The 25,447-nt window shown below is 71.0% G+C and carries 24 protein-coding genes and 1 riboswitch; of the genes, 9 read left to right on the forward strand and 15 right to left on the reverse strand.

Translation table 11 applies throughout. From position 1 onward, the window contains the following. The 3 genes from ACI3KY_RS07495 to ACI3KY_RS07505 all read right to left on the reverse strand — a co-directional run. Positions 1-912 (reverse strand): sigma-70 family RNA polymerase sigma factor (locus ACI3KY_RS07495; RefSeq protein ID WP_404929555.1); only part of this gene is annotated, 912 nt, incomplete at its 3' end. 514 nt (positions 913-1,426) lie between these two features. After that, on the reverse strand, positions 1,427-2,563 hold the full coding sequence (gene nagA, locus ACI3KY_RS07500; protein WP_404929556.1) for an N-acetylglucosamine-6-phosphate deacetylase: 1,137 nt from the start codon (positions 2,561-2,563) through the stop codon (positions 1,427-1,429). Between the two features lie 43 nt (positions 2,564-2,606). After that, positions 2,607-4,160, reverse strand: a complete 1,554-nt coding sequence (locus ACI3KY_RS07505; RefSeq protein ID WP_404929616.1) for a beta-N-acetylhexosaminidase — start codon at positions 4,158-4,160, stop codon at positions 2,607-2,609. A gap of 149 nt (positions 4,161-4,309) precedes the next feature. Then, positions 4,310-4,394: riboswitch (ZMP/ZTP riboswitch) on the forward strand. A 51-nt stretch (positions 4,395-4,445) separates the two neighbouring features. On the opposite strand from ACI3KY_RS07505, the gene glyA reads away from it, so the two are divergent. After that, positions 4,446-5,720, forward strand: coding sequence for a serine hydroxymethyltransferase (gene glyA, locus ACI3KY_RS07510; RefSeq protein ID WP_404929557.1), 1,275 nt, complete (start codon positions 4,446-4,448; stop codon positions 5,718-5,720). After that, the gene (locus tag ACI3KY_RS07515) at positions 5,717-6,598 is read left to right on the forward strand and encodes a bifunctional methylenetetrahydrofolate dehydrogenase/methenyltetrahydrofolate cyclohydrolase (protein ID WP_404929558.1); all 882 of its coding nucleotides are present in this window, start codon (positions 5,717-5,719) and stop codon (positions 6,596-6,598) included. The genes glyA and ACI3KY_RS07515 overlap by 4 nt, the downstream gene beginning before the upstream one ends. A 91-nt stretch (positions 6,599-6,689) precedes the next feature. Here ACI3KY_RS07515 and ACI3KY_RS07520 read toward each other — a convergent pair whose 3' ends face one another. The 11 genes from ACI3KY_RS07520 to ACI3KY_RS07570 all read right to left on the reverse strand — a co-directional run bounded on the left by ACI3KY_RS07520 (position 6,690) and on the right by ACI3KY_RS07570 (position 17,113). Continuing rightward, entirely contained in the window at positions 6,690-7,337 is a 648-nt protein-coding gene (locus ACI3KY_RS07520) for an NAD(P)H-dependent oxidoreductase (protein WP_404929559.1), read from the reverse strand. Continuing rightward, a complete protein-coding gene (locus ACI3KY_RS07525) occupies positions 7,334-7,813 on the reverse strand; it encodes a MarR family winged helix-turn-helix transcriptional regulator (protein ID WP_404929560.1) in 480 nt (159 codons plus the stop codon). The genes ACI3KY_RS07520 and ACI3KY_RS07525 overlap by 4 nt, the downstream gene beginning before the upstream one ends. A 54-nt stretch (positions 7,814-7,867) precedes the next feature. Then, the gene (locus ACI3KY_RS07530; protein WP_404929561.1) at positions 7,868-8,932 is read right to left on the reverse strand and encodes an RNA polymerase sigma factor; all 1,065 of its coding nucleotides are present in this window, start codon (positions 8,930-8,932) and stop codon (positions 7,868-7,870) included. Beyond that, a complete protein-coding gene (locus ACI3KY_RS07535) occupies positions 8,932-9,312 on the reverse strand; it encodes a YciI family protein (protein ID WP_404929562.1) in 381 nt (126 codons plus the stop codon). The genes ACI3KY_RS07530 and ACI3KY_RS07535 overlap by 1 nt, the downstream gene beginning before the upstream one ends. A 76-nt stretch (positions 9,313-9,388) precedes the next feature. Next, positions 9,389-9,979 (reverse strand): hypothetical protein, encoded by a 591-nt coding sequence (locus ACI3KY_RS07540; RefSeq protein WP_404929563.1) that lies wholly within the window; start codon positions 9,977-9,979, stop codon positions 9,389-9,391. 148 nt (positions 9,980-10,127) lie between these two features. After that, a complete protein-coding gene (locus ACI3KY_RS07545; protein WP_404929564.1) occupies positions 10,128-10,928 on the reverse strand; it encodes an aldolase/citrate lyase family protein in 801 nt (266 codons plus the stop codon). Next, the gene (locus ACI3KY_RS07550; protein ID WP_404929565.1) at positions 10,913-11,698 is read right to left on the reverse strand and encodes a 2-keto-4-pentenoate hydratase; all 786 of its coding nucleotides are present in this window, start codon (positions 11,696-11,698) and stop codon (positions 10,913-10,915) included. The genes ACI3KY_RS07545 and ACI3KY_RS07550 overlap by 16 nt, the downstream gene beginning before the upstream one ends. Positions 11,699-11,810: 112 nt before the next feature. Then, a complete protein-coding gene (gene hpaD, locus ACI3KY_RS07555) occupies positions 11,811-12,977 on the reverse strand; it encodes a 3,4-dihydroxyphenylacetate 2,3-dioxygenase (protein WP_404929566.1) in 1,167 nt (388 codons plus the stop codon). A 116-nt stretch (positions 12,978-13,093) separates the two neighbouring features. Further along, the gene (gene hpaE, locus ACI3KY_RS07560; protein ID WP_404929567.1) at positions 13,094-14,653 is read right to left on the reverse strand and encodes a 5-carboxymethyl-2-hydroxymuconate semialdehyde dehydrogenase; all 1,560 of its coding nucleotides are present in this window, start codon (positions 14,651-14,653) and stop codon (positions 13,094-13,096) included. 73 nt (positions 14,654-14,726) lie between these two features. Then, a complete protein-coding gene (locus ACI3KY_RS07565; protein WP_404929568.1) occupies positions 14,727-15,416 on the reverse strand; it encodes a GntR family transcriptional regulator in 690 nt (229 codons plus the stop codon). After that, entirely contained in the window at positions 15,413-17,113 is a 1,701-nt protein-coding gene (locus ACI3KY_RS07570; RefSeq protein ID WP_404929617.1) for a fumarylacetoacetate hydrolase family protein, read from the reverse strand. Before ACI3KY_RS07570 ends, ACI3KY_RS07565 begins: the two co-directional genes overlap by 4 nt. Before the next feature lie 122 nt (positions 17,114-17,235). On the opposite strand from ACI3KY_RS07570, the gene ACI3KY_RS07575 reads away from it, so the two are divergent. Next, positions 17,236-18,618 (forward strand): MFS transporter, encoded by a 1,383-nt coding sequence (locus ACI3KY_RS07575; RefSeq protein ID WP_404929569.1) that lies wholly within the window; start codon positions 17,236-17,238, stop codon positions 18,616-18,618. A 176-nt stretch (positions 18,619-18,794) separates the two neighbouring features. Here the strand turns inward: ACI3KY_RS07575 and ACI3KY_RS07580 are convergent, their stop codons facing one another. After that, entirely contained in the window at positions 18,795-19,403 is a 609-nt protein-coding gene (locus ACI3KY_RS07580; RefSeq protein ID WP_404929570.1) for a TetR/AcrR family transcriptional regulator, read from the reverse strand. A 111-nt stretch (positions 19,404-19,514) separates the two neighbouring features. Between ACI3KY_RS07580 and ACI3KY_RS07585 the strand changes: the two genes are divergently transcribed. The 6 genes from ACI3KY_RS07585 to paaC all read left to right on the forward strand — a co-directional run bounded on the left by ACI3KY_RS07585 (position 19,515) and on the right by paaC (position 25,330). Continuing rightward, on the forward strand, positions 19,515-20,258 hold the full coding sequence (locus ACI3KY_RS07585) for an enoyl-CoA hydratase/isomerase family protein (RefSeq protein ID WP_404929571.1): 744 nt from the start codon (positions 19,515-19,517) through the stop codon (positions 20,256-20,258). Between the two features lie 34 nt (positions 20,259-20,292). Continuing rightward, positions 20,293-22,467, forward strand: coding sequence for a phenylacetic acid degradation bifunctional protein PaaZ (gene paaZ, locus ACI3KY_RS07590; protein WP_404929572.1), 2,175 nt, complete (start codon positions 20,293-20,295; stop codon positions 22,465-22,467). A gap of 35 nt (positions 22,468-22,502) precedes the next feature. Next, positions 22,503-22,919: a hotdog fold thioesterase gene (locus tag ACI3KY_RS07595; protein ID WP_404929618.1), complete on the forward strand. Its 417-nt coding sequence runs from the start codon at positions 22,503-22,505 to the stop codon at positions 22,917-22,919. 79 nt (positions 22,920-22,998) lie between these two features. Continuing rightward, positions 22,999-24,090 carry a 1,2-phenylacetyl-CoA epoxidase subunit PaaA gene (gene paaA, locus ACI3KY_RS07600; RefSeq protein WP_404929573.1) on the forward strand — a complete coding sequence of 364 codons (1,092 nt, stop codon included), beginning with the start codon at positions 22,999-23,001 and terminating at the stop codon, positions 24,088-24,090. Beyond that, positions 24,087-24,392, forward strand: coding sequence for a 1,2-phenylacetyl-CoA epoxidase subunit PaaB (gene paaB / locus ACI3KY_RS07605; RefSeq protein WP_194414233.1), 306 nt, complete (start codon positions 24,087-24,089; stop codon positions 24,390-24,392). Before paaA ends, paaB begins: the two co-directional genes overlap by 4 nt. A 161-nt stretch (positions 24,393-24,553) precedes the next feature. Then, positions 24,554-25,330, forward strand: a complete 777-nt coding sequence (gene paaC / locus ACI3KY_RS07610) for a 1,2-phenylacetyl-CoA epoxidase subunit PaaC (protein WP_404929619.1) — start codon at positions 24,554-24,556, stop codon at positions 25,328-25,330. Positions 25,331-25,447: the final 117 nt, after the last annotated feature.

Consider the following 25,447-nt stretch of genomic DNA (forward strand, 5'->3'; position numbering starts at 1 on the left):
GGCGACGGTTGCCGACCCGGCTGCCCCTGTCGTCGCCACCGGGCTTCCCGTCGCTGCACCCTGCACGACGGCGGACGGCATCGACGCCAGCGCGACCAGCGGCGCGCCGCCGCCCTGCACGCTCGCCAGGTAGCCGGCCGTGCCGGCTGCGCCGAGGGCGAGGGGCAGCAGCACCAGCGCCAGCCGGCTCGACACCTCCTTGGCCTCGCTCGCCACGATGGAACAGCGCACGCAGCCCGCGAGATGGCGTTCGAGCTTCGCGTGGTCACGGCGGCCGAGGTTATGGCGAGCGTAGGCGCCGAGACGCTCGATCGTCCACTGGCACTCCGACCCGTCCGCCACCGACCGAAGGTGCGCCTGGATCCAGGCTTCGCGCAATCCCTCGCGCGCCCGGAAAGTGAGCTGTGCGACAGCCGTGGGCTTCATCCCCAGGAGCGGTGCGATCTCTGCCGGCTTCATCCGCTCGATCTCGGAGTACCAGAGCACCTCCTGCCAGCGGGTGGGCAGGCTTCGGAACGCCTGATGCGTGAGGCTGCGGTCCAGCGCCGCCTCGCTCTCGTGCGCGGCGGCCGACGGGTCCTCGACGCCGTCGAGCTCGTCGTACGGTGTCTCCCGTCGAGCGCGTCCCCAGGCTGCGGCGGTGTTGCGGATGCTGGTGAACAGGTACGCCCGGAACGAGCCGGTCGGGCCGCCGCCGTTGACGATGGAGTGGTAGATGCGCGTGTACGCCTCTTGTACGAGGTCGTCGGCATCCAGGCTCGAGGTGATGTTGCGGGCCACGGTCATGCCGGCGCGGTAGTGGCGTCGCCACAGCTCGCCGAACGCGGCGGTGTCACCCGACCGCGTCCGCACCACCAAGTCGGTGTCTGCGGCGACGTCGGGGTCGTGCTCGCGCACTTCCTCGTGATCCATGCCACCCCCAGCTCCGAGGGCGCGCGCGATCGACGCGCATTCCCGGGTTCGCGGCGCGATTCGCGGCGCGATTCGTTCCATTGTCGTCTTCGCTGCGCGATTTGACCAGTGGTCGGCGATCGCCGGCTGCCGGTGCGCCGAACGCGCCGCGGCAGCGCGGCGGCCTGCCGCGCCCCGTGCTCGGCACCCGGCGCTCGTGCCCGCGAGAGCGCTCACGGAATCCGTCTGAGAAATTCTCGCCGACTCGCGTAATAGACCGGGGTCCCCGCGGTCTCTCTGGTCAGAGTGGCTGGCCGCCCATGTGTGGGGCACACGGCGGCCGCCCGACCGTGAGGCGCTTGGCGCAGTAGCGGGTTTGGCGGGGCTCGAAGGTATCTCGGGGGAGGGACCTTCGGCCCCGCCTTCACTGTGCGCGCACCATGGGCGTTCTGGGAAGGCACGACGAAGGCGGCGCTGTCGCCGCCTCCCTCGTGTGGCGTGGGATCACGCGGACTCCCACGGAGGCGCGAGGCCGTCAGGCGTCGCGTCCTCCGACCCAGACCCGGCGCACCGCGAGGGCGTCGTCGAGGAGCACGGCGTCGGCGAGCGCGCCGACGTCCAGGCTTCCGAGGTCGGGGCGGCCGATCGCACGGGCGGGCTGCGCGCCGAGCGCGTGGACGACGACTCCGAGCGGCACTCCGGCCTCGGCCACGAGCCGCAGCGCGACGTCCTGAGTCAGCGTCGAGCCCGCGATCGCGCCGCCGTCCACGAGCCGTGCGACACCGTCGGTGACGCGCACGGCGAGACCGCCGAGCTCGTAGCGGCCGTCGTCCGCTCCCGCGGCGGCCATCGCATCCGTGATGAGGGCGATGCGGTCGCCGGCGATCGCGAACAGGGTCGCGATCAGCTCGAGGTCGACATGCACGCCGTCGGCGATGACCTCGAGCGTGACCCGGTCGTCGCGCAGAGCCGAGACCACCGGCCCCGGCGCGCGGTGGTGGATGCCGGGCATCGCGTTGAACGCGTGCGTCAGCAGGGTCGCACCGGCGTCGAAGGCCCGGCGCGTCGTCGCGGCGTCCGCGTCGGTGTGACCGACGGCGACGGCGACGCCCGCGTCGGTGAAGCGCCGGATCGCCTCGAACGCGCCCGGTCGTTCCGGCGCCAGGGTGACCTGGCGGATGGTGCCGCGCCCCGCTTCGATCAGGCGATCGACGGATGCCGCATCCGGCGCGCGCAGCAGCGACTCGGTGTGTGCGCCCTTGTGCCCGGGGTCGAGGAACGGGCCCTCGAGGTGCGAGCCCAGGACGGTGGGATCGGCGTCGCAGAGGTCGGCCACCATGGCCACGCGCGCCGCGAGCTCGTCGATCGGCGCGGTGATGAGCGACAGGACGGCGCGCGTGGTCCCGTGCGCCCGGTGAATGGCACGGGCCGCCGCGATGGCGTCCGGACCGTCGTCGAAGCTCGCCCCTCCGCCGCCGTGCCCGTGGATGTCGACGAAGCCCGGGACGAGGCATCCGCCCTCTCCGTCCACCGTCTCGTCAGCCCGGGGGTGGTCGTCGCCGACGCCGGCCGCCACGACCCGATCCCCGTCGAAGAGCGCCCAGGCGTCGTGGCGATCGCCGTCGACCGAGGCGCAGCCGAGCAGACGGACGGCGTGGACGAGCGTGCTCATGCGGTTGCTCCCGGTCAGTGGGCGGCGTGCGTGCGGCTGCGGGTCATTCGGTGGCCCACGGGATCTCCTCGGACGGGTGGAACCCGATGCCCATGCTCCCCCACAGCGGTCCCAGCGCGCCGACGCGCTCGCGGAACGATGCCCACGTGCGCAGGTCGCTCGCGCCGGTCGCCGGCGACCAGGCGGCCTCGGCCGCGGCTGCCGCGCGAGGGAAGGCCATCGCGTCGATATCGGCCGTCGTGCGGATCGTCTCCGTCCACAGCGGCGCCTCGACGCCGAGGATCCCGGAGTCGTCGATGCCCCCGACGATGTCGGAGGGCTCCCACGAGTAGGCGCGCTCGACACTCGTGGGACCGTTGGCCCACGTCAGTCCCAGCTCGGGAACGGCGACGTCGGTGCTCGCCGGCGGATACTTCATGTCGAGGTAGACCGCGTCGGCGGGGGAGAGGATCAGCTGGCCGCCGATGTCGACGAACGCGCGCGCCTTCTCGCCCGCGCCGTCCTGCGGAGTGCGGAAGCCCCAGTACTGTCCGACCGTGGTGTCGGCCAGGCCGCCCGCGGCGGCGCCCGCCTCATGCCACGCGACCGGCGTCTTGCCGAGGTCGGCGATGATGTCGCTCGCCCGCGTGACGAAGGCGGCGAAGTCCTCGCTCGCGGTCGAGAGCGACTCGTCGCCGCCGAAGTGCAGGTACGGCCCGGGTGTCATGGCGGCGAGTTCGCCGAACACGTCGGCGACGAAGTCGTACGTCGCCTCGTCGCGCGTCTTCAGCGACGAGAAGCCGACCGCCGTGCCCTCGTACGGCATGCCGGACCGCGGCTCCTCGGCGCCGTGGTCGCGGATGTTCTCGCGCATCTCGTCACTGATGGTCGGGTCCTCCGCGAGCTCCGGGTAGGCGAGCCCGACCGCGTGGGTGTGGCCCGGCATGTCGAGCTCGGGCACCACGATCATGTGACGGGATGCCGCGTAATCGACGATCTCGCGATAGTCCGCCTTCGAGTAGAAGCCGCCGGGATCACCGCCGACAGCGGTGGCCGAGGCGCGAGCGGTCAGCTCCGGGCGGGAGTCGAGCTGGATGCGCCAGCCCTGGTCGTCGGTGAGGTGGAGGTGCAGGGCGTTGAACTTCAGCGCGGCCGCGCGGTCGATGTACCCCTTGACGGTCTCGACCGGGTGGAAGTGGCGGGCGACGTCGAGCATGACGCCGCGGTACGCGAAGCGCGGAGCGTCTTCGATCGTCACTGCGGGCACGGTCCACTCGCTGCCGTCGCGGGCGATGAGCTGTCCGAGGGTCTGCACGCCGTAGAACAGGCCGGCGGCATCAGCGCCGGTGACGACGACGGATGCCTCGTCCACGCTGATGCGGTACGACTCCGCCGCTCCGCGGCTGCCCGAGCCGGCCGAAGGGTCGATGCGCAGCTCGATGCCGGCCGAGTCGTCGCCCGCTGCCGGCGACAGCCCCGTGCGGGCCGCCACGATCTCTGCCAGGGCGGCGGCGGCATCCCTCTCGCCTGTCACCGTGGTGGCGGCGGAGAGCCGGAACGGCGCGCCGGAGCCGGCCTCGATCGAGGCGGGCGCGGGGACGACGGCAGGAAGCGACACAGTGTCTCCATTCTGTGCGACCGGAGTGCAGCCGGCCAGCAGCGCGGCGGCGAGGATCGCCGTGGTGGCGATGCGTCCTCGTCGACGGTCCATGTAAAGAGTCCTAACAAAAGATCGGACCCAGCCTAGCCGGTCGCGTTCGGTTATGCTCGGGATGTCGCGACTGGCGTTGAGGTGGGACACCACCGGGGAGCGACCGACTACGGCATTCGACCGCACGCCTGGGCCGATGTGATTCCCGGCACCCCGTGCCGCACCCTCGAAAGCCGCAGTCAAGGAGATCGCATGACCGATCAGTTCTTCAACGCCCCTCTGTCCGAGGTCGATCCCGAGATCGCCCAGGTGCTCGAGCGCGAACTCGAGCGCCAGCGCGGCTACCTCGAGATGATCGCCTCCGAGAACTTCGTGCCGGTCTCGGTGCTGCAGTCGCAGGGCTCGGTGCTCACCAACAAGTACGCCGAGGGCTACCCCGGCCGCCGCTACTACGGCGGCTGCGAAGAGGTGGACGTCGCCGAAGAGCTCGCGATCCAGCGTGCCAAGGCGCTGTTCGGCGCCGAGTTCGCCAACGTGCAGCCCCACTCCGGCGCCACCGCCAACGCCGCCGTGCTGCACGCCATCGCGCGCCCCGGCGACACGCTGCTCGGGCTCTCGCTCGACCAGGGCGGTCACCTCACCCACGGCATGAAGATCAACTTCTCGGGGCGCCTGTACAACATCGTCGCCTACGGCGTCGACCCCGAGACCTCGACCATCGACATGGACGAGGTGCGCCGTCTCGCCATCGAGCACCAGCCGAAGGTGATCATCGCGGGGTGGTCGGCCTACCCGCGTCAGCTCGACTTCGCCGCCTTCCGCGCCATCGCCGACGAGGTGGGTGCGCTCCTCTGGGTCGACATGGCGCACTTCGCCGGCCTGGTCGCCGCAGGCCTCCACCCGAGCCCGGTGCCGCACGCCCACGTCGTCTCGTCGACCGTGCACAAGACCATCGGCGGTCCCCGCTCGGGCTTCATCCTGACCAACGACGCCGACCTCGCCAAGAAACTCAACACCGCGGTGTTCCCCGGCCAGCAGGGCGGCCCGCTCATGCACGTGATCGCCGCCAAGGCGACCGCGTTCAAGCTCGCCGCGACGCCCGAGTTCAAGGAGCGCCAGGAGCGCGTGCTGCGCGGCGCTCACATCATCGCCGAGCGGCTGTCGCAGCAGGACGTGAAGGATGCCGGCATCTCCGTGCGCTCGGGCGGCACCGACGTGCACCTGGTGCTGGTCGACCTCCGCAACGCCGTGATCGACGGCAAGCAGGCGGAGGACCTGCTCCACGAGATCCACATCACCGTCAACCGCAACGCGGTGCCGAACGACCCGCGGCCGCCCATGGTCACCTCGGGCCTGCGCATCGGCACGCCGGCTCTCGCCACCCGTGGCTTCGGCGACGCCGAGTTCACCGAGGTGGCCGACGTGATCGCCCTGGCCCTCCTTCCGGGCGCTGACGTCGAGGCGCTGCGCACCCGCGTGGCCGCGCTGACCGCCGCCTTCCCGCTCTACCCGGGGCTCCAGCAGTGACCGCGCAGAAGCTCGACGGCCGCGCGGCCGCGGCCGCCATCAAGGAGGAGCTGCGGGAACGCGTCGCAGCTCTCGCGGAGCGGGGCGTGGTGCCCGGCATCGCGACGGTGCTGGTGGGCGCCGACCCGGCCTCGCAGCTGTATGTCGGCATGAAGCACCGCGAGTCCGAGGCCATCGGCATGAACTCCATCCAGCGCGAGCTGCCGGCCGACGCCACGCAGGCCGAGGTCGAGGCCCTGATCGACGAGCTCAACGCCGACCCCGAGTGCCACGGCTACATCGTGCAGCTGCCGCTGCCGAAGCACATCGACACCGACGCCATCCTCGAGCGCATCGACCCGGCGAAGGACGCCGACGGACTGCATCCGACCAATCTCGGCCGGCTCGTGCTCAACGTCAACGGACCGATCACAACGCCGCTGCCCTGCACGCCGCGCGGCGTGATCGAGCTGCTGCTGCGCAACGACTACGACCTCAAGGGCAAGGATGTCGTGGTCGTGGGCCGCGGCGTCACGATCGGCCGTTCCATCGGGCTGCTGCTGACCCGCCGCGAGATCAACGCGACGGTGACGCTGACCCACACCGGCACGACCGACCTCTCGCATCACCTGCGCCAGGCGGACGTCATCGTGGCGGCCGCGGGCGTCAAGCACATCGTGCGCGCCGAGGACGTCAAGCCGGGCGCCGCCGTGCTCGACGTCGGCGTCACGCGCGAGGAGGACCCCGAGACGGGCAAGTCCAAGGTGTTCGGCGACGTGCATCCCGAGGTGGCCGAGGTCGCCGGCTACCTGTCGCCCAACCCCGGCGGGGTGGGCCCGATGACGGTGGCCCTGCTCATGACGAACGTCGTCGAAGCCGCCGAGCGCGCCGCCGGCTGACGCATCCATCCCTGTCGAGGCGGCAGGTGGCGGGACGCTCCCGAGGGGGATGCCGCGCCACCTGCCGCCTCCGTGCGGGAGGCAGCGAGGATCAGGCCGGGACGAGCTCGTCCCGGGGGCGGGCCACGACGGCTCCGGCATCCGTCGCTCCGAGAGATGCCATGCCGCTGGTCCAGCGCTCGCGGTCGGCGTCGCTGCGGTGGCGCACCTCTGCGAGCCGCGTGACGCCGCGCACGCGGATGCCGCAGAACTCCAGCGTCGCGTTGCGCAGCGAACGGATGGCGGCGTTGCGGTAGGCCCAGGCGTTCCAGATCTTCGGGGAGTCCATCGTCATCACGATGCGCGCGCTGCGGCCGGTGAGCAGCTTGTCCCACAGCCGGCCCGCGGGGCGGTAGCGGTAGGCGAAGCCCGACAGGAAGACCCGGTCGATCCAGGTCTTGAGCGCTGCCGGGTAGGAGCCCCACCACTGCGGGAAGAAGAAGACCAGGTGATCGGCCCAGTCGACGTCGTCGACGTAGGCGGCGACCTCGGGGGCGAGGGGGACGTCCGAGTCGGTGCGGGGGAGGCGGACGTCGTTGCGCTCCGCAGGGTGGCCCGGCACCGCGTCGCGAGCGAGGTCGACGAGGCGCACCTCGGCACCGGCGGCGCGCGCCGCGTCGGCGTACGAGTGGGCGAGCGCGTGATTGAGGCTGCCGGCGAGCGGCGTGCCGATCACCACGAGGATGCGGGGGGCGTTCATGCGACGGTCTCCTCTGAGTGGGCCGGGCGCCCGTGGGGCGACGGCTGATTCTTGATGAAGTCGGTGAGGGTGACGAGCTGGGCGTTCAGCCGGGGCACGTCGATCGGATCGTCGCCGAGTGCCGGGTGGGTGAGCATCGCGGCGAACTCCCGCTCGAGCACAGCGCCGGCGTCGCGCACGAGCTCGGTTCCCCGGGGCGTCAGCGACAGCAGGACGCTGCGGCCCGCCCCCGGCGGCGACTGCGCGGTGATCCACCCGTCGTCGACGAGGGCGGGGACGCGCTTGCTGACGGCGGCCTTGGTGACCCCGAGGCAGTGTGCGAGCGTGGTCATGTCGGCGGGTTCTGCGTCGTACAGCACGGCGAGGAACTGGAAGTGGTTGAAGGTGACGCCGTAGCCGGACCGCAGAGCGGCGTCAGCGAAGGCGTCGAGCTCCGCGAGGAGCTCGTGAAGGGTGAAGGTCAGCCGGTCGGACACGCTCTGAGTTAACCAGTTGACTCAGGCTGAGTCAACTGGTTTACTCATGCGGCGCTACCCCGTCTCCGTTCCACCCCCGGCGCGCGCCTCGGCGGCGGCCAGGGCAGCCCGTGCGCCGTCGGTCGGCGCGATCGCGACGAGGCCGCGGTAGAGCTTCACGAGCGCCTCGACGTCGAGCTCGCCGGTGCGGGCGCGGTCGCAGTGCACCGCCTGGATCGCCGCCTCGAGCTGGAAGCGGCCGAGCGGGCGACCCAGGGCGGAGGCGCGGCGCAGCAGCGCGGCGGCCTCGGCGATGAGCGCGCGGTCCCAGAGCGTCGGGTCCTGCAGATCGAGCGGCGGCCAGGGCGCCTCGGCTCGCGCGGGCGCCCGTGACTGGGCGTACGTGAGAAGCGCCGCCAGTCCCCATGCCTCCGGCTCGTCGTCGAGGAGCGTCGCCGTGAGCACGGCGAGCCAGCGCGCCTCGTCGGCGAGCGACTCCCGTGGCTCGTCACCCTGGTCCAGCCAGCCGATGGCGTACGCGCCGTAGATCGCCTCGAGCACCGCGGGCAGCCGGGCCGGCATGTCGGCGCGGTTCGGGATGCGGAACGGGATGCCGGCATCGCGGATCCTCCGCTTCGCCCGCACCAGCCGCTGCGCCATGGTCGCGGGCTCGACACCGAACGCCTCAGCGATCTCGGCCGCATCGAAGCCGAGCACGGACTGCAGCATCAGCGGCGTGCGTATGGCCGGGTCGATCGCCGGGTGCGCGCAGGCGAACAGCAGCTCCAGCCGCTTGTCGGGGATCGCCTCGCTCTGCACGAGGGCGCTCAGCGCATCGACGGCACGGTCGTCGGCACGCACGGCGGCGATCCCCTCGTCGAGGGGCACACCGCTGCGATGCACGGCGGAGCCCCACGCATCGCGCAGACGGTTGCGTGCCACGGTGACGAACCACCCTTCGGGATTGGCGGGGATGCCGGCATCCGGCCACGTGCGCAGCGCGCGCTCGAACGCGTCGGCGAGCGCGTCCTCGGCGAGGGCGACGTCGCTCGTCTGAGCGGCGACGATCGACAGGAGGCGGCCGTACGACGCCCGCGCGGCGCGTTCTGCCACCGCGCGGGCGTCCTCGGCGGTGGGCATCAGCGGGCGAAGGTCGTCCAGGCCCCGTCGGCGAAGTGCGTCGCGCTCGGACGCACTTCGACGGCGCCCCAGCCGGCCGACGGTGCCTTACCGGCCCATTCGATCGCGGCGTCGAGGTCGGGGACCTCGATGACGAAGGTGCCGCCGAGCTGTTCCTTGGTGTCGGCGAAGGGTCCGTCCTGCACGCGGAGCGAGCCGTCGGCGGCGGTCACGGTGGTGGTGACCGCGGAGGGCTGGAGCACCTCGGCCGAGATCAGCACGCCGGCCTCGTCAAGCGCTTTGGCGTACTCGTCGAACTCGCGCATGCCTTCGGCCAGCGCTTCGGGACCGAGGTCCTCAGGGGTCATCTCGGGGTAGTGCAGGAGCAGTGCGTACCGCATGGCGTCGTCCTTTCTGGTGGGATCACGACACCCCTATGACGATCTCCGCCGTCGCCGATCGACAGCTTCTGCCGAATCAGCCGTTTCCGAGCTCATCGAGCATGCGGCGCTGCTCGTCGGTGAGGCCGTCGTCGCGCTGGCGGCGGCCGGCTGCGGGCGCCGCGGCGCCGGGAGAGGTGTCGCGAGCGCTCGTGGATGCGGGTGCCGAGGTCGCGGCATCCGTCACCGTCTTCGTCCCCGTCGCCCTGTCGTAGAGCGTGCCGGCGTGGCCTTCGACCTTGTCGTCGATCGCGCCGTAGATCGCCCAGCCGATGAGGAGGAAGACCGGGGGCAGCACCCAGCCCCAGAACGCGCCGAAGATGCCGCCGCCGATCGAGACGCCGGTGAACAGCACGGTGGCGATCCACACCAGCAGGGCGACGGCGAAGGCGAGGAAGAACTCCACGAGCTTCTCGCCGGCCCTCGTGCGCTGCCCGGCGGACTTGGCCGCCATCGAGCGGAACCACTTCTCGACGAGCGGCTTGATCCAGATCACGAGCGCCGTCAGCACGATGCCGGCCCAGAGTGCCGCCCAGCCCACGCGCGCGGGCGTGAGCCAGCCGACGACGAGCAGCACCAGGACGTTGAACACGAGCAGCGACGCGAAGCGCACGACCCACTTCTTCATGCGTTCACTGTGCCATGTTCCGTCGACACGAGAGAAACGACCGGATGCCGCGGCCGGCGCCCACCGCAGCCTCGAGCGCTGCTGGTCCCTGCGACCGCGCCCGCCCAGACAGCAGCGCTCGCAGGAATCTGCAGCGGTCGTGCCAGGGTCAGTACGAGGGGCGGTCGTCGTCGGATGCCGCGACCCAGCGCGCCGCGAGGGCTTCGGATCCGCGGGCCAGCAGCGCGACGTCGGCGCCGACGAGGACGAAGGCGGCGCCGGCGTGGAGGTACTGGTCGGCCGTGGCCGGATCGAACGCGTTCACGCCGACCGGCTTGCCCGCGGCGCGCACGGCGTCGAAAGTCTGCAGGACGGCGGCCACGACATCCGGGTGCGTCTGCTGACCGAGGACCCCCATGGATGCCGCCAGGTCCGACGGCCCGACGAAAACGCCGTCCACCCCGTCGACCGCGGCGATGTCCGCCGCCGCGTCGACGCCCGCCGCCGTCTCGATCTGCACGAACAGCGACACGTGCGCGTCGGCGTCGGTGAGGTACCCGTCGACGCGGTTCCACCGCGCCGACCTCGCGAGGGCCGAACCCACGCCCCTCGTGCCCCGCGGCGGATAGCGGACAGCGGCGACGGCGGCCTCGGCATCCGCTCTCGACGACACCATCGGCACGAGCAGGTTCTGGGCTCCGAGATCCAGCACCTGCTTGATCGTCACGACGTCGCCGATCGGCACGCGCACCACCGGCGTCACCGGTAAGGCGGCGACCGCCTGCAGCTGCGCGAGCACCGACTCCAGGCCGTTGGGGGAGTGCTCCATGTCGATGAGCACCCAGTCCAGCCCCGAGCCCGCGCAGATCTCGGCGACAAGTGGCGAGCCGGTGCAGATCCACATTCCCGCGAGGGGACGGGATGCCTCGGACAGCGCGGTGCGGAACGTCGGGGTCAGACGAAGCGGCATTCGATCACTCCCATGGGTCCGTAGTCGCACCTGACGCTATCGCCCCGGGTCATCCACACGGGGCGGGTGAACGAGCCGGCGAGGATGATCTCGCCCGCCTCGAGCCGGGCGCCGTGCTGGTGGAACTTGTTCGCGAGCCACGCGACACCCGTGGCCGGGTGGCCGAGCACCCCCGCCGCGACGCCCGTCTCTTCGATCTCGCCGTTACGGCTCAGCACGCCGGGCACCCAGCGCAGGTCGATCTCGTCCGGACGCCTGTGCACGTCGCCGAGCACCATCGCACCGTACGCCGCGTTGTCGGCGATCGTGTCGACGATGGTGCGGCCCTCGAGCTCGATATGCGAATTGAGCACCTCGAGAGCGGGGACCGCGTAGTCGATCGCCGCGAGGGCGTCTTCGAGTGTGCAGTCGGGGCCCTCCAGCGGCGTCTTGAGTACGAACGCGAGCTCCACCTCGATCCGCACGTTGGAGAACTTCTCGACGGGGATCTCGGCGCCCGACCGATAGACGGTGTCGTCGAACATCACGCCGTAGTCCGGCTCGCTGATGCCGGTCGCCTGCTGCATCGCCTTGGACGTCAGCCCGATCTTGCGCCCGACGAGCCGGCGGCCCGAGGCGAGCATGGTGTCGCGCCACACCCCCTGGATCGCGTACGAGTCCTCGACCGTCGCGTCGGGGTACCGCGCCGTGATGCGCGGGATCACGCCGTGCGTGCGGTCGGCCTCGGCCAGCTCGGCCGCGAGCTGCTCGATGTCGCTGGGTGACAGCATCCCATCTCTCCTGTCGTGTCTTGTGGGCTCGGGGCGTTTCGTCTCGCTCGTTCCTCGCTCGCTCGACGACCGGGTTCTCGGTCGCTGGGTGAGCGAAGAGAGACGAAACGCGTCACAGCTGGTGCCCGAGCTTGTACTCGCCCTGCTTCCAGCTGGGGAGCTCCTCGGCCTTGTCGTCGGGGCGGGTGTACGAGAAGCCGTCGGCGCCGATCGTCACCGCCATCTCGGACGCGTCGGTGCGCGCCACGACGGGCTGCGGGTTGCCGTCGAGATCGAGCACGAGGGATGCCTCGGTGTACCACGACGGCACCACCGGGTTTCCCCACCAGTCGCGGCGCTGGTTGTCGTGGACGTCCCACGTGACGACGGGGTTGTCGGGGTCGCCGGTGTAGTAGTCCTGCGTGTAGATCTCGACGCGGTGGCCGTCGGGGTCGCGCAGGTACAGGTAGAACGCGTTCGAGACGCCGTGGCGCCCGGGACCGCGCTCGATGGCGTCGGAGCGCCGGAGAGCGCCGAGCTTGTCGCAGATCGCGAGGATGTTGTGCTTCTCGTGGGTGGCGAACGCGACGTGGTGCATCCGCGGGCCGTCCCCGCCGGTCATCGCGGTGTCGTGCACCGTGGGCTTGCGGCGCATCCACGCGGCGTAGACCGTGCCCTCCTCGTCCTGGATGTCCTCCGTCACCCGGAAGCCCAGCGACTGCATGAAGTTCACGGCGCGCGGCACATCGGGGGTGACCTGGTTGAAATGGTCCAGTCGCACCAGCTCGCCCGGCGTGTGCAGGTCGTAGCGCCACGACAGCCGCTCGACGTGCTCGGTCTGGTGGAAGAACTCGTACGGGAAGCCGAGCGGATCGGTGACGCGCACGGCGTCGCCGATGCCCTTCACGAAGCCCTCGGCGCGACGCTCCACGCGGCACCCGAGCTCCTCGTAGAACGCGACAGCCTTGTCGAGGTCTTCGGGGGTGCGCACGCGGTACGAGAACGCGGCGACGGCAGCCACCGGGCCCTGGCGCAGCACGAGGTTGTGGTGGATGAACTCCTCCGTCGAACGGAGGTATATCGCGTCGCCGTCCTCCTCGGTGACGTAGAGGCCCAGCACGTCGACGTAGAACGTCCGCGACGCCGCGAGATCGGTCACGACGAGCTCCATGTAGGCGCAGCGCAGGATGTCGGGGGCCGGGCTCGCCGGCGTCGGCACCGGGTTCTCGGTGTGAATGGGGGCCTCCTGGCTCACGAAGAAGCCGGAGGAGGTGAGGGTCATGTCGTCACGGTGGGTCATGTCGCGTCCTTGCGTTGCTCGGATGGTCGGGGCGTTTCGTCTCGCTCGTCCCTCGCTCGCTCAACGACCGAGATCGCGGTCGTTGAGCGAGGGAGCGAAGCGACCGAGACGAAACGTCAGCGCGGGTCGGGATCGTCGAGGTCGTTCGGCTCGTGGGCGGCGGCCTTGCCGAAGGTCGGGTTGTGCGCCGGGCCGAGCGTGATGTGCACGGCCTGCTGGTCGGTGTAGAAGTCGATCGAGCGGTAGCCGCCCTCGTGACCGAGGCCGGACGCCTTGACGCCGCCGAACGGGGTGCGGAGGTCGCGGACGTTGTTCGAGTTCAGCCACACCATCCCCGCCTCGATCGCCTGCGAGAAGTTGTGGGCGCGCTTGAGGTCGTTCGTCCACACGTAGGCGGCGAGGCCGTACTTCACGCCGTTCGCGAGCTGCAGCGCCTCTTCGTCGGAGTCGAACGGCGTGATCGCGACGACGGGGCCGAAGATCTCCTCCTGGAAGATGCGGGCGTCGGGCGCGACGTCGGCGAACACCGTGGGGCGAACGAAGTTGCCCGCGTCGAACCCGTCGGGGCGACCGCCGCCGGCGACGAGGCGCGCCTCGCCCTTGCCGATCTCGATGTAGCTCATCACCTTGTCGTAGTGCTCGGGGTGCACGAGCGCGCCGACCTCCGTACTCGGGTCGTGCGGGTAGCCCACGACCACCCGGTCGGCCTGCGCGGCATACCGCGCGACGAACTCGTCGTAGATCGCCCGCTCGACGAGGATGCGCGAGCCCGCGGTGCAGCGCTCGCCGTTGAGCGAGAAGACGCCGAAGATCGTGGCGTCGATCGCCGCCTCGAGGTCGGCGTCGGCGAAGACGACGGCGGGGGACTTGCCGCCGAGCTCCATCGACAGGCCCTTCAGGAACGGCGCGGCGTTGCCGAAGATGAGCTGGCCGGTGCGGCTCTCGCCCGTGAACGAGATGAGCGGCACATCGGGATGCTTCACCAGAGCGTCGCCGGCATCCTCGCCCAGTCCGTTGACGAGGTTGAACACGCCCTGCGGCAGCCCGGCCTCCTCGAAGATGCCGGCCCACAGCGACGCCGACAGCGGGGTGAACTCGGCGGGCTTGAGCACGACCGTGTTGCCGGTCGCGAGGGCCGGGCCGAGCTTCCAAGACTCCAGCATGAACGGCGTGTTCCACGGCGTGATGAGCCCGGCCACGCCGATCGGCTTGCGGTTGACGTAGTTCATCTGGCGGCCGGGCACCTTGTAGGCGTCGTCGGCCTGCGCGACGATCAGGTCGGCGAAGAACCGGAAGTTCTCGGCGGCGCGGCGCGCCTGCCCGAGGGCCTGCGTGATCGGCAGCCCTGAGTCGAAGGACTCGAGCTCGGCCAGCCGGGCGTCGCGCGACTCGACGATGTCGGCGATGCGGTGCAGCACCCGCGAGCGCTCCCGCGGCAGCATCCGCGGCCACGGGCCCTCGGTGAATGCCCGCCGTGCGGCGGCCACCGCCCGGTCGATGTCGGCCTTCTTGCCGGCCGCAGCCTGGACGTAGGTCTCGTTCGTGACGGGATCGAGCACGTCGAACGTGTCGCCGTCCGCCGAGTCCACGAACTCGCCGTCGATGTAGTGCTGGATGCGCGTGGGCAGCCCGTCGGGCACGTGCCGCGTGGCCAGCGAGGTGTCGGTGTCGGTCATGTGTCGCTCCTTCGTCGGAGGTCTGTGGTGTGAACGTCGGGGGAGTGGATGCCGGCGGCCGCGGCATCCGTCATCAGAAGGCCGGCAGCCCCAAGGACTCGTCGGGGTGCTCGTGGATCAGGTAGGCGTCGAGCGTGGCCGAGCGGTGACGGCGGGCCACCTTCTCGATCTCGCCGAGTGGGGCGCCGACCTCGATCAGCTGCACGATGTTCTCGTGCTCGCGGACCGACTCCGCCGCCCGGCCGGGCACGAAGCTGAACGTCGAGTCGCGCAGATGGCCGAGGCGGCCCCACTCGCCGTTCACGAGTTCGAGCAGCCGCGGGTTCGCGCACTTGGCGTACAGGGTGGAGTGGAACTCGTGGTTGAGCGCGGTGAAGGCGCGCGGATCGAAGTGCTCGAGCGTCTCGATCATGAGCTCGTTGATGCGGCGCGCTGCGCGGAGGTCGTCGGGCGTGAGCCGGCGGGCGGCCAGCGCGGTCGCGGTGCCCTCGAGGACCGAGAGCGCCTGCATGCTGAAGCGATAGGCCGAGTCGTCGACCATCGACACCCGCGCGCCCACGTTGCGCTCGAAGGTCACGAGTCCTTCGGCCTCGAGCTGGCGGATCGCCTCGCGCACCGGCACGACGCTCATGTCGAGCTCGCCCGCGATGCTGCCCAGCACGAGCCGGTAGCCGGGGGTGAACTCCTGATTGGCGATGCGCTCCTTGATCCAGCGGTACGCGAGCTGCGACTTGCTGAACGTCGTGGCCGTCTCGGTGGTCATCGTGCGAGCTCCCCGCCCTCGAGCGCTGCCGTTTCCTGCGACCGCTGCGTCTGCGGCGCCCCGCGCTCGCCGGAATCTGCCGCGCTCGCGGCGTGCTCCGCCTCGAACCGTGCCCGCCATGCGGCGTTCATCGGGAAGAGTCCATCGACGGGATGCCCCTCCGCGACGCGTTCGGCGATCCACGCGTCCTCGTCCTCCTGCGCGAGCGCGGCATCGACGATCTCCTCCACGATCGCGGGCGGGATCACGACGACCCCGTCGGCGTCGCCCACGATGACGTCGCCGGGCTGCACGGTGGTGCCGCCGCACGCGATGGTCAGGTCGGCGTCCCACGGGACGTGCCTGCGGCCGAGGACGGCGGGGTGAGCGCCGGACGAGTACACCGGGATGCCGACGGCGGCGACGGCCGCGGCATCCCGAACCCCTCCGTCGGTGACGATCCCGGCGGCGCCCTGGGCGTGCGCGCGGATCGCGAGGATGTCGCCGAGCGTGCCTGACCCGGCCTCGCCGCGCGCCTCGATCACGACGACCTCGCCCTCGCCGACCGCGTCGAACACGCGCTTCTGGGCGTTGTAACCGCCGCCGTGCGAGGCGAACAGGTCTTCGCGGTTCGGCACGAAGCGCAGCGTGCGCGCCGTGCCGACCAGTTTCGCCGTGCCGGGGAGGGATTCCGGATGCAGCGGCCGCACGCCGTCGATGTGCACGTTGTTCAGCCCGCGCTTTCGCAGCTGCGCCGAGAGCCCCGCGACGGGAACGGCTTCGAGCTTGGCGCGGAGGGCGGGGGACAGCGGTGCGATCGTTGCGTCGGCGTCGGTCCCCGAGCCTGTCGGAGGGCCGTCGGACGCTTCGACAGGCTCAGCGACCGGGTTCGCCGCGGCGACCGGATTCGGCTCGGCAGGTTCCGCATCGGGCAGCCCGGCTGCCTCACGCGAGCCCCAGGCCTCGGTGCGCTGCAGGTCGTCGACGGCGGGGAGCGAACCGAGGTCGCGGTCGAACGAGAGCTCGCCCGGGACGACCGTGGTCACCAGCCGGCCGGAGGAGGGACCACCGGGCACATCCACCTCGACCTCGACCACATCGCCCGGCTGGGCGACCGACGAGCCGGCGGGCGTGCCCGTGAGGATGACGTCGCCCGGCTCGAGCGTGAAGTGCTGCGACAGGTCGGCGACGAGCTGCGACAGCGGGAAGATCATGCCGGCCGACGTGTCGTCCTGGACGAGTTCGCCGTTGAGCCATGTCCGCACGCGCAGCGAGTCGGGGTGCACCGCCCGGGCGTCGATGAGCGCCGGGCCGAGGGGGGTGAAGCCATCGCCGCCCTTCGACCGCACGTTGGAGCCCTTGTCGTTCGCACGGAGGTCGTACAGGCCGAAGTCGTCGGCGGCCGTCACCCATGCGACGTGATCCCACGCGTCAGCGAGCGACACGCGGCGGGCGGCCGCTCCGATCACGAGCGCGATCTCGCCCTCGAATGCCAGCAGCTCGGTGCCGGCGGGCCGCTCGATGGTGCTTCCCGAGGCCGCGACGGAACTCGACGGCTTCAGGAAGTACGACGGATGCTCCGGCCGGCGTCCGCGCTGATCGGCACGTGACGCGTAGCTGAGGTGGACGGCGACGATCTTCCCGGGCCGGCCGGGGAGGGCGGCGAAGCGAGGATCGGCCGGCGATTCCGGTGTACCCGGAGAGGCGGCATCCGTCATCTCATCCATTCGAGCTCCCTCACTCTTGCGTCGTATCCGAAATCGTATATGATCGTCGCACATCCGGCAACCATCCCCCGGTTCGCCGGTGACGACGACGTCACCCGACACAGGAGTCACGAATGAGCACCACACAGCCCCCGCAAGGCTTCACCCCCACCGGCACCATCGCCAGCCCCGTCGATCGCCGGCGCGTCGTCTTCGCGACCGTCGTCGGCACCACCGTCGAGTGGTACGACTTCTTCATCTACGCCACGGCCGTCGGCCTGGTCTTCGGTCAGCTCTTCTTCGCGCCGCTCGGCGAGAACAGTGCGGTCGTGGCCTTCGCCACCGTCGGCGTGAGCTTCCTGTTCCGCCCGCTCGGCGCCTTCCTCGCCGGTCACTTCGGCGACAAGTACGGCCGCAAGGTCGTGCTGATGTGGACGCTGATCCTGATGGGCGTCTCGACCGCCCTCATCGGCGTGCTGCCCACCTACGAAGCCATCGGCGTCTGGGCGCCGATCTTCCTGGTGCTGCTGCGTATCCTGCAGGGGATCTCGGCGGGCGGCGAGTGGGGCGGCGCGGTCCTGATGGCCGTCGAGCACGCCCCTCGCACCCGACGCGGAGCCTTCGGTGCATCGCCGCAGATCGGTGTGCCCCTCGGCCTCCTGCTCGCCTCGGGCGTCATGGCGCTCATGGCGATGATCGCCCCCGGCGACGCGTTCCTCGTGTGGGGCTGGCGTGTGCCGTTCCTGCTCAGCGTCGTGCTCATCCTCGTCGGCTACTACGTGCGCCGTCGCGTCGAAGAGAGCCCGGTGTTCACCGAGCTCGCAGCCCGCAAGGAGAAGGCCAAGACGCCGATCGTCACGCTCTTCCGCAAGCACGCGCTGCTCGTCTTCATCGCCGCGCTGGTGTTCGCGGGCAACAACGCCGTCGGCTACATGACGACCGGCGGCTACATCCAGGGCTACGCCACGAACCCCGAGGGCCCCCTGGTGCTCGAGCGCGGCCCGGTGCTCTGGGCCGTCGCCGGGTCGGCCGTGACGTGGCTGCTGTCGACGCTCGCCGCCGGCTTCGTGTCGGACCGCATCGGCCGCCGCACGACGTACATCATCGGCTGGATCCTGCAGCTCGCCGGCGTCTTCCTGCTCTTCCCCCTCGTGAACACCGGCAACATCTGGCTGCTGTTCCTCGGGCTCGCGATCCTCACGATCGGCCTCGGCTTCACGTACGGACCACAGGCTGCGCTGTACTCCGAGCTGTTCCCGGCATCCATCCGCTTCTCGGGCGTCTCGATCTCTTACGCGATCGGTGCGATCCTCGGCGGCGCCTTCGCGCCGACGATCGCGACCTGGCTCGTGAAGGAGACCGGCTCGACGATGTCGGTCACCTGGTACCTCGCCGGCATGACGCTCATCGGCCTGGTCGCGACGCTGCTGCTGCGCGATCGCTCGGGCATCCCGCTGGGGCCCGACCACGAGGCCGAGCAGAACGTCAGCCCGATCTACGGCATGGCGAAGGCCTGACCTTCAGGTCGACGGATGCCGCGCCCGAGTGCCTGTGCAGGCTCGGCGCGCGGCATCCGTCGTCCTGTGCGGCCAAAAGTCGAGTCGGTGACGGCGACACGCCGATGATGGATGCCTCGCCGCGGCGTGTTGCGTGACGGGCCGGTGTTTTGGCAGCAGGGTAGGGCGCGCCGAGGTCAGCGGGTGCGCATGCCGTCGAGCGCGACGGCGACGACGTCGTGGGCGAGGCGGTCGCGGTCCACCGGGCCGGTGGGGCGGTACCACTCGACGATCGAGTTGACCATGCCGAACAGGAGCCGGGTCGCGACGGCGCCGTCGACGTCGGAACGCACCTGCCCGGCGTGCTGCGCCTCGACGACGAGCGCGGTCACGCGATGGTCGAACGCGCGCCGGCGCTCGAGCGCGGCGCGCTCCACGTCGCTGTTGCCGCGCACGCGGAGGAGCAGCGTGACGTAGGGGAGCTTGTCGACGAGCACCCGCACCGCACCGCGCAGCACGGCGCCGAGCCGCTCGGCCGGGTCGTCGACCGTGGCGTCGGGAGCGTCCAGCACCCCTTCGAGTTCGCCGAGGGCCTCGTCGAGTGCCAGCGCGAGCAGCTGCTCCTTCGAATCGAAGTGATGGTACAGCGCCGACTTCGTCAGCCCGAGACGCGAGGCGAGATCGGCGACGGACGTGGCGTCGTAGCCCTGCTCGTTGAACAGCGTCACGGCCACCGCGAGCACCTGGTCGCGGTCGTAGCCCGGGCGGCCGCGGCGGGCGGGGAGGGGCTCGGCGCTCGCGGACATGCGCCCAGTCTCGCACCCGCCGGCCACCGATCAGGGCAACTCGGGGATATTACTGAACGATCGTTAGGTATCATGGTCGCGACCGCGAAGGCGCGGAGCGAGAGGATGCCCATGTCCGTGTCGAGTGCGCAGCCGCTGCAGATCGAGCGTCGCGCTGACCGCGTCGTAGCGACCCTGTCACGGCCCGACGTGCGCAATGCCATCGACCAGGACACGATCGACCGGCTGCACGAGCTCTGTGGGGAACTCGAACGCGAGCCCAGGACCCTCATCCTGATCGGCTCCGACGGTGTGTTCGCCTCAGGTGCCGACATCGCCGAACTGCGCGAGCGGCGCGCCGCCGACGCCCGGCGGGGCATCAACACGCGCGCGTTCCAGCGCGTGCGGAGCCTGCCGATGCCGGTGATCGCCGCGATCGACGGCTACGCCCTCGGCGGGGGTGCCGAGCTCGCCTACGCCGCCGACATCCGCATCGGCACTCCGGGCCTCCAGATCGGCAACCCCGAGACGGGCCTCGGCATCATCGCCGCCGCCGGCGCGACGTGGCGCCTTCCCGAGATCCTCGGTGAGGCGCGGGCCGCCGAGATGCTGCTCACCGGACGGATCCTGGATGCCGCGACCGCCGTCGCCTGGGGGCTCGTGTCGTCGCTCTACGAGCCGGGCGACCTGCTCGCCGCCGCCCACGCGATCGCCGACCGCATCTCCCGGAACGATCCCCTCGCCACGCGGTACACCAAGACAGCGCTGGGTGCCCCGCGCGCGGCGCATCCCGAGATCGAGCTCGAGCTGCAGGCCAAGCTCTTCGAGAGCCCGGAGAAGGAGCGGCGGATGGCGGCCTTCCTCGAGAGCCGCTAGCGATGAACGAGGGCGAGCCCCACGGCGTGTACGAATGGAGTGGACAGTGACCATCGAGCAGACGCAGACGACCGAGCGGACAGGGCCGATCGAGCAGTCGTCCGGGACCGGCATCCTCCCCAGCTACCTCCGCGATGAATGGTGGATCCCCGACACCGGCGACGACGCGACCCCGGCGCTAGACGCGTCGACGGGCGACGTCGTCACGTACCTGAGCACGCAGGGGGTCGATCTCGCGGCCGCGCTCCGCCACGCCCGCACGGTGGGTCAGGCGAGTCTCGGCACGCTGACGTTCCACCAGCGGGCGCTGCTGCTGAAGCAGTTCGGCATCGCGCTCACCGCGCGCAAGGAGGAGCTCTACGAGCTGTCGAAGCGCGCCGGCGCCACGGTGCGCGACTCGCTCAACGACATCGACGGCGGCATCGGCGTGCTGTTCACGTATTCGTCGAAGGGGCGCCGCGAGCTGCCCAACGCGCAGGTGTACCTCGACGGCCCGGTCGAGTCGCTGTCGAAGGACGGCTCGTTCCTCGGCCGCCACGTCTACACGCGACTGCCGGGCGTCGCGGTGCAGATCAACGCCTTCAACTTCCCGATGTGGGGAGCGCTCGAGAAGTTCGCTCCCGCCTTCCTCGCCGGCGTGCCGACGATCGTGAAGCCCGCCTCGCCGACGGCCTACGTCGCCGAGGCGTGGGTGCGCATCCTCGTCGAGACGGGGCTTCTCCCGGCAGGGTCGCTGCAGCTGGTGAGCGGCGCCGTTCCCGGCCTCTTCGACCACCTCGGGCTCGGTGATCTCGTCGGCTTCACCGGCAGCGCCTCGACGGCCGCGCGACTGCGCGCGCAGGCCGCTCCGGAGCTGCGGTTCACGAGCGAGACCGACTCGATCAATGCATCGGTGCTCGGTCCCGATGCGGTGCCGGGCACGCCCGAGTTCGACGCGTACGTCAAGCAGCTCATGGTCGAGCTCACGACGAAGGCGGGCCAGAAGTGCACCGCGATCCGCCGTGCCATCGTGCCGGCCGATGCGGTCGCCCCGCTCGTCGAGGCGCTGCGGCAGAAGATCGCCGAGCGCGTCGTCGTCGGCGACCCCCGCGCCGAGTCCGTCACCATGGGGCCGCTCGTCTCGCTCGCGCAGCGCGACGAGGTGCTGCGTGCCGTCGGCGCGCTGGAGGCCGCCGGGGGGCGGGTCGTGCTGGGAACGACGGATGCCCCGGCCGTGACGCATGCGGACGGCTCCACGGGTCCCGCACCCGAGGGCGCGTTCGTCGGCCCGATCCTCGTCGGATTCGAAGGCGAAGCCGACGCACTGCCCGACGCGGTCCATGACGTCGAGGCGTTCGGCCCGGTGGCGAGCGTGATCGCCTACCGGACGGTGGAGGAAGCCGCCGACCTCGTCGGCCGCGGTGGCGGTTCGCTCGTGACGAGCGTCGCGACCGCCGACCCCGCCGTCGCCGCGACGCTCCTCGCCCGCACCGCCGCCTACAACGGCCGCCTGCTGTTCCTCGACCGCGACGACGCCCGCACCTCCACGGGTCACGGCGCACCCGTCCCGCACCTCGTCCACGGCGGACCGGGCCGAGCCGGAGGCGGGGAGGAGCTCGGCGGCATCCGTGCGGTGCTGCACCACATGCAGCGCACCGCCGTGCAGGGCTCGCCCGCGATGCTCACGGCTCTGACCGGCGTTTGGCATCAGGGTGCGGCATCCCGCTCCGACCGCCACCCGTTCCGCAAGTCGCTCGCCGAGCTCGCGATCGGCGACCAGCTCGCGTCGGCGTCGCGTGCGGTCACCCTCGACGACATCGAGACGTTCGCGAACTTCACCGGCGACCGCTTCTACGCCCACATGGATGAGGAGGCCGCCGCTGCGAACCCGTTCTTCCCTGGACGTGTGGCGCACGGCTACCTGCTGGTGTCGTGGGCGGCAGGGCTCTTCGTGGATCCGGACCCGGGTCCGGTGCTCGCGAACTACGGGCTCGAGAACCTGCGCTTCGTCACGCCGGTGTCGCCCGACGACGAGATCCGCGTCGTGCTGACCGCGAAGCAGATCACCCCGCGCGAGACCGACGACTACGGCGAGGTGCGGTGGGACGCCGTCATCCTCAACCAGCGCGACGAGATCGTCGCGACGTACGACGTGCTCACGCTCGTCGCCAAGACCGCGGGGCAGGCCGCGGCGGCCGACGCACCCGCGTCGGCAGAGGTCGGGACGTGAGCGATCCCGCGGACCACTTTGCCGGGCAGCGCCGCATGCTGCAGCGCGACCGCGCGTCGGCGGCGATGGGCATGGTCGTCGAGCGCGACGAGCCGGGCGAAGCCGCCGTCTCGATGCGCGTGCGCGACGACATGACGAACGGGTTCGCGATCACGCACGGCGGCATGGTGTTCGCGCTCGCCGACACCGCTTTCGCCATGGCGTGCAACGCCGTCTCGGAAGGAGAAGGGGACGCGGATGCCGAGATCACCGTCGCGGCCGGCGCCGACATCGCGTTCCTCAAGGCGACGCGCGCCGGGCAGACGCTGACCGCCCACGCGCGCCGCCGGGCGGTCGCCGGACGAAGCGGGCTGTACGACGTGACGGTGACCGACGAGACGGGCGACGTCGTGGCGGAGTTCCGCGGACGCTCCTTCACCACGCGCCGCGCCGAGCCCGGCGTGGCGGGGTGACGGTGGCCGCAGCATCCGTCGTGATCTAGACTTACTGAACGAACGGTCTGTAATCCCAGGAGCCGGAACGGAGTCGACGATGACGACCGATGTGCTGATCGACGAGGCGGCCGAGCAGGCGGCCTTCGACGCGATCATCGAGGCCGACTCGCGCGTCGAGCCGCGGGACTGGATGCCGCCGGCCTATCGCAAGACGCTGATCCGGCAGATCTCGCAGCACGCGCACTCCGAGATCATCGGGATGCAGCCCGAGGGCAACTGGATCACGCGGGCGCCGAGCCTCAAACGCAAGGCGATCCTGATGGCGAAGGTGCAGGACGAGGCCGGGCACGGGCTGTACCTGTACTCCGCGGCGCAGACGCTCGGCATCACGCGCGACGAGATGACCGAGCAGCTCATCGAGGGGCGTGCGAAGTACTCCTCGATCTTCAACTACCCGACGCCGACGTGGGCCGACATGGGGGCGATCGGCTGGCTCGTGGACGGCGCCGCGATCTGCAACCAGGTGCCGCTCTGCCGTGCCTCGTACGGTCCGTACGGACGCGCGATGGTGCGCATCTGCAAGGAGGAGTCCTTCCACCAGCGGCAGGGATTCGAGATCCTCCTGACGCTCATGCAGGGAGGTGCCGCGCAGCGCCAGATGGCGCAGGATGCCGTGGACCGCTGGTACTGGCCCTCGCTCATGATGTTCGGGCCCCCGGATGAGGCATCGCCCAACTCGGCGCAGTCGATGGCGTGGAAGATCAAGCGCTTCTCGAACGACGACCTCCGTCAGCGGTTCATCGGGATGCTGGTGCCCCAGGCGGAGGTGCTGGGTGTGACGCTTCCCGACCCCGAGCTGCGCTGGGACGACGAGGCGCAGCGCTGGCACACGAGCGAGATCGACTGGACCGAGCTGCAGGAGGTCATCGCCGGGCGCGGCGCCATGAACGCCGAGCGCATCCGCAACCGGCGCACCGCGCACGAGGACGGCGCCTGGGTGCGCGAGGCGGCCGCCCAGTACGCGCGCAAGCAGGCCGGCATCCGGTCGTTGAGCGAGCGAGGCGCTGCCCAGCCAGACTCCCGGTCGTTGAGCGAGCGAGGCGCTGCCGAGCCAGACTCCCGGTCGTTGAGCGAGCGAGGAACGAGCGAGACGAAACGCCCCGAGCACCCGACGGAGGCTGCATCATGACGACCTCAGGTGCCTCGCCCCGCGAGACCTGGCCGCTCTGGGAGGTGTTCGTGCGCGCCGGACGCGGCCTCAGCCACGTGCACGCGGGCTCCCTGCACGCACCCGATGCCGACTTCGCGCTGCGCAACGCCCGCGACGTCTATACGCGCCGGAGCGAGGGCACCTCGATCTGGGTCGTGCCCGCCGATGCGATCACGACGAGCGACCCCGACTCGAAGGGTGCGTTCTTCGAGAGCCCCGCCGGCAAGAACTACCGCCACGCCACGTACTACACGGCATCGGAGGGGGTGCCGCACCTGTGACTGAAGTTCGCTCGGAAGACGGTGGCGTTTCATCTCCGTCGCTGGCGCTCCCTCGCTCAACGACCGAGGGACAGGTCCGGGTCGTTGAGCGGCCGAGTAATGAGGGGGACGAAACGTCGCGAGCCGACGCGCACGGCGACGTCACCGTCGAGCGTGTCGAGCTGTCGGCCGAGCTCGCCGGCGGCGAGGGCCGTGCGGCGACGGCGGATGTCGCGGAGTACGCGCTCTGGCTGGGCGACGACGCGCTGATCCTCGCGCAGCAGCTCGGCGCGTGGATCGCGCGGGCCCCCGAACTCGAGGAGGACGTCGCGCTCGCCAACATCGCGCTCGACCTGCTCGGACACGCGCGCTCGTTCCTGCGCTACGCGGGCACCTTTGACGAGCGCACCGAGGACGACCTCGCCTACTGGCGCGACGAGCCCGAGTTCCGCTGCGCCTGGCTCTTCCAGCAGCCCAACGGAGACTTCGCGCAGACGATCGCGCGTCAGCTGGCGGCATCCGTCTACCTCTTCGAGCTGTACACGGAACTGCAGGGCTCGTCCGATGCGACGCTGGCCGCGATCGCGGCCAAGGCCGTCAAGGAGGTGGAGTACCACCGCGATCACGCGGTGCAGTGGACGCTGCGGCTCGCCGGCGGCACCGACGAGTCGCGCCGTCGCGTGATCCGCGCGGTGGCGGACGTCTGGCCGTACGTCGGCGAGCTCTTCCGCGACGAGCCGCTCATCGACCGGCTCGACGCCGCCGCCGTACGACCGTCGACGCTGCAGCCGGCGTTCGACGCCGTCATCGCGGCGGTGTTCGCGGAGGCCGAGCTGGAGCTCCCGACGGGGCCCGAGTCGTCGGCCGGCGGGCGCCACGGAGCCCATTTCCCGACGCTGGGCTTCCTGCTCGCCGAGATGCAGGTGCTCGCACGGCAGCATCCGGGGGCGACGTGGTGACCGGCTCCGCAGCTTCCCCCGCCCGCCCCGTACCGTTTGCAGGATCGGCGGGCTCAGCGGCGCGCACCTCCGCGGAATCCCGCGGGTCCGCATCGGCGCCGGAGGAGACGATCCTGC

It is taken from the genome of Microbacterium sp. ZW T2_14 (assembly GCF_044987405.1).
In the GTDB taxonomy this organism is placed as follows: domain Bacteria; phylum Actinomycetota; class Actinomycetes; order Actinomycetales; family Microbacteriaceae; genus Microbacterium.

Bases quoted from the DNA above. Each gene is read 5' to 3' on its own strand.
- nagA (WP_404929556.1), bottom strand. From the start codon at position 2,563: ATGAGCACGCTCGTCCACGCCGTCCGTCTGCTCGGCTGCGCCTCGGTC.
- glyA (WP_404929557.1), top strand. From the start codon at position 4,446: ATGACCGATCAGTTCTTCAACGCCCCTCTGTCCGAGGTCGATCCCGAG.
- ACI3KY_RS07520 (WP_404929559.1), bottom strand. From the start codon at position 7,337: ATGAACGCCCCCCGCATCCTCGTGGTGATCGGCACGCCGCTCGCCGGC.
- ACI3KY_RS07530 (WP_404929561.1), bottom strand. From the start codon at position 8,932: ATGCCCACCGCCGAGGACGCCCGCGCGGTGGCAGAACGCGCCGCGCGG.
- ACI3KY_RS07535 (WP_404929562.1), bottom strand. From the start codon at position 9,312: ATGCGGTACGCACTGCTCCTGCACTACCCCGAGATGACCCCTGAGGAC.
- ACI3KY_RS07540 (WP_404929563.1), bottom strand. From the start codon at position 9,979: ATGAAGAAGTGGGTCGTGCGCTTCGCGTCGCTGCTCGTGTTCAACGTC.
- ACI3KY_RS07545 (WP_404929564.1), bottom strand. From the start codon at position 10,928: ATGCCGCTTCGTCTGACCCCGACGTTCCGCACCGCGCTGTCCGAGGCA.
- ACI3KY_RS07550 (WP_404929565.1), bottom strand. From the start codon at position 11,698: ATGCTGTCACCCAGCGACATCGAGCAGCTCGCGGCCGAGCTGGCCGAG.
- hpaD (WP_404929566.1), bottom strand. From the start codon at position 12,977: ATGACCCACCGTGACGACATGACCCTCACCTCCTCCGGCTTCTTCGTG.
- hpaE (WP_404929567.1), bottom strand. From the start codon at position 14,653: ATGACCGACACCGACACCTCGCTGGCCACGCGGCACGTGCCCGACGGG.
- ACI3KY_RS07565 (WP_404929568.1), bottom strand. From the start codon at position 15,416: ATGACCACCGAGACGGCCACGACGTTCAGCAAGTCGCAGCTCGCGTAC.
- ACI3KY_RS07570 (WP_404929617.1), bottom strand. From the start codon at position 17,113: ATGACGGATGCCGCCTCTCCGGGTACACCGGAATCGCCGGCCGATCCT.
- ACI3KY_RS07575 (WP_404929569.1), top strand. From the start codon at position 17,236: ATGAGCACCACACAGCCCCCGCAAGGCTTCACCCCCACCGGCACCATC.
- ACI3KY_RS07580 (WP_404929570.1), bottom strand. From the start codon at position 19,403: ATGTCCGCGAGCGCCGAGCCCCTCCCCGCCCGCCGCGGCCGCCCGGGC.
- ACI3KY_RS07585 (WP_404929571.1), top strand. From the start codon at position 19,515: ATGTCCGTGTCGAGTGCGCAGCCGCTGCAGATCGAGCGTCGCGCTGAC.
- paaZ (WP_404929572.1), top strand. From the start codon at position 20,293: ATGGAGTGGACAGTGACCATCGAGCAGACGCAGACGACCGAGCGGACA.
- ACI3KY_RS07595 (WP_404929618.1), top strand. From the start codon at position 22,503: ATGCTGCAGCGCGACCGCGCGTCGGCGGCGATGGGCATGGTCGTCGAG.
- paaA (WP_404929573.1), top strand. From the start codon at position 22,999: ATGACGACCGATGTGCTGATCGACGAGGCGGCCGAGCAGGCGGCCTTC.
- paaB (WP_194414233.1), top strand. From the start codon at position 24,087: ATGACGACCTCAGGTGCCTCGCCCCGCGAGACCTGGCCGCTCTGGGAG.